The sequence below is a fragment of the Actinosynnema sp. genome, from assembly GCF_052038725.1.
In genome coordinates this window covers 1-2,283 of the sequence record NZ_JBQGCX010001128.1, presented here as the reverse complement: position 1 = coordinate 2,283, position 2,283 = coordinate 1, and the positions used below count along the sequence as shown (strand labels likewise).

Here is a 2,283-nt window from a genome sequence, read left to right as displayed (position 1 = left end):
CCGTACGCGCCGCAGGTCGTGGGCACGCACTGCTCGCGCCGGAGGTGACCCGCCGCGTCCTGGCCCGCTTCGCCGCACCGGTCCCGCAGGCCGCGCCCGCCGCCGCCGCCCCGAACCGGCCCGCGGACCTGACGGACCGGGAGTACGAGGTGCTGGTGCACCTGGCGCGCGGGACGAGCAACGCGGAGATCGCGGCGCACCTGCACCTGGGGGAAACGACGGTGAAGACGCACGTGTCGCGCGTGCTGGCCAAGCTGGGCCTGCGCGACCGCACCCACGCGGTGGTCTACGCCTACGAGCACGGGGTGGTCGCGCCGGGGCAGGGGTGAGGTCGCCTGCGGCCGGCCGCGCGGCTCCAGCGCGGTGACCACCCCGGTGCCCACCAGGGGCGGGGACCGCCGCCGTCGTGAGCAGACCGTCGACCTCCAGCACCACCGGTGGGCCGACGACCGCCCTGGTGCGCGCGTCCAGCAGCCGCGCGGTCCCGTCCCGGCAACCGATCGCGACCGGGTCGCGCCCGCCGTCCACCACCGGCGGCCCGGTTCCCCGCGCAGGAACGCCGCCACCTCCGCGTCCACCCCGCCGTCCCGCCACGCGCCGTCGAACACCGCCACCGGCAGTGCGGCGCCCGCCGATCCGAGAGCCACCCAGCCCTCCCCAAAATCCCCTGAACAGGTGTCACCCATACAACCCGAACGGGGGTCGCGCCAGAGCCGTCCGGCACCGCGCCGCCAGAGCCGACCGGTGGAACCCGCCGCCGCATCCGGCACATCCCGCACGGGCCGGTCGACGCTGTCACCACCCCCGCCGACCAGGCACTGTTAGGATTCAGAAGAACAGGCGCCGACAGCTCGCACGGGGGTCGCCAGGGTGAACGTCCTCTTGACGCCGACCCGTGCGCCGAGCCGTGCCGGGACGCGCGAGCCCATCACGGGCCACCGCTCCGGTGACGTGCCGCATCCCCCTTCCGAGGACGATTTCACCCGTTCAGGGCGTCGCCGGGCCACTGGCGCGGCGGGCGTCCAGGAGCGGCGGGAGCGTCCCGCGTGGCCCATCCTGGGGGAGCGGGCGCGACGGCGGGGAACGCGCCGTCCACAACAGGAGCGTGCACGACCGGACGCGGCGGACCCCGCTGCCCGGTCGTGGTTTCCACAGAACCGAGGAGCGAGATGACTGCGATTGTCCGCGTTGCAGGCCGTGAGGTCCTCGACAGCCGGGGCAACCCGACCGTCGAGGTCGACGTGGAGCTGGAGGGTGGTGCGCTGGGCAGGGCCGCGGTTCCCTCGGGCGCGTCGACCGGCACCCGCGAGGCGGTCGAGCTGCGCGACGGCGACAAGGGCCGCTACCACGGCAAGGGCGTGCGCGCCGCCGTCGACGCCGTCAACGGTGAGATCGCGAAGGCCGTCGTCGGCCTGCCCGCCGAGGCCCAGTCGGACCTGGACCGCGTGCTGATCGAGCTCGACGGCACCGACAACAAGGCCCGCCTGGGCGCGAACGCCACCCTCGGCGTCTCGCTCGCCGCCGCCAAGGCCGCCGCCGCGCAGCACCACCTGCCGCTCTACCGCTACGTCGGCGGCGTGTTCGCGCACCTGCTGCCCATGCCGATGATGAACATCATCAACGGCGGCGAGCACGCCGACAACGCGCTCGACTTCCAGGAGTTCATGATCGCGCCGGTGGGCGCGACGACCTTCGCCGAGGCCGTGCGCGTCGGCTCCGAGGTCTTCCACACCCTGCGCAAGGAGCTCAGCGCGGCGGGCCACAACACCAACGTCGGCGACGAGGGCGGCTTCGCGCCGAACCTCACCTCCGCCGACGAGGCCCTCCAGTTCGTCGTCAACGCCATCGAGAAGTCCGGCTACACCCCCGGCGACGACGTGGCGATCATGCTCGACCTGGCCGCCTCCGAGTTCTTCAAGGACGGCGTCTACGACTACAAGGGCGCGGGCGTCAAGCGCACCGTCGACGAGCACGTCGCCTACCTGGCCGAGCTGGTGGCCAAGTTCCCCATCCTGTCCATCGAGGACGGCATGGACCAGGACGACACCAAGGGCTGGAAGCAGCTCACCGAGGCCATCGGCGACCGCGTGCAGCTCGTCGGCGACGACCTCTTCGTCACCAACTCCGCGCGCCTGCGCGAGGGCATCGAGAAGGGCGTCGCCAACTCGATCCTCGTGAAGGTCAACCAGATCGGCACGCTGACCGAGACGCTCGACACGGTGGGGATGGCCACGCGGTCCGCCTACTCCTCGGTGATGTCGCACCGTTCCGGAGAGACGGAGG

2 protein-coding genes are annotated in these 2,283 nt (G+C 72.8%); both read left to right on the top strand.

Annotation, left to right across the window (positions count from 1 at the left end):
- Nucleotides 1–329 (top strand): response regulator transcription factor (locus tag ACTUAL_RS23790; protein ID WP_440901805.1); only part of this gene is annotated, 329 nt, incomplete at its 5' end.
- 840 nt (nt 330–1,169) lie between these two features.
- Nucleotides 1,170–2,283, top strand: a 1,114-nt coding sequence (eno, locus tag ACTUAL_RS23785; protein WP_440901804.1) for a phosphopyruvate hydratase, incomplete at its 3' end; no start/stop codon positions are given.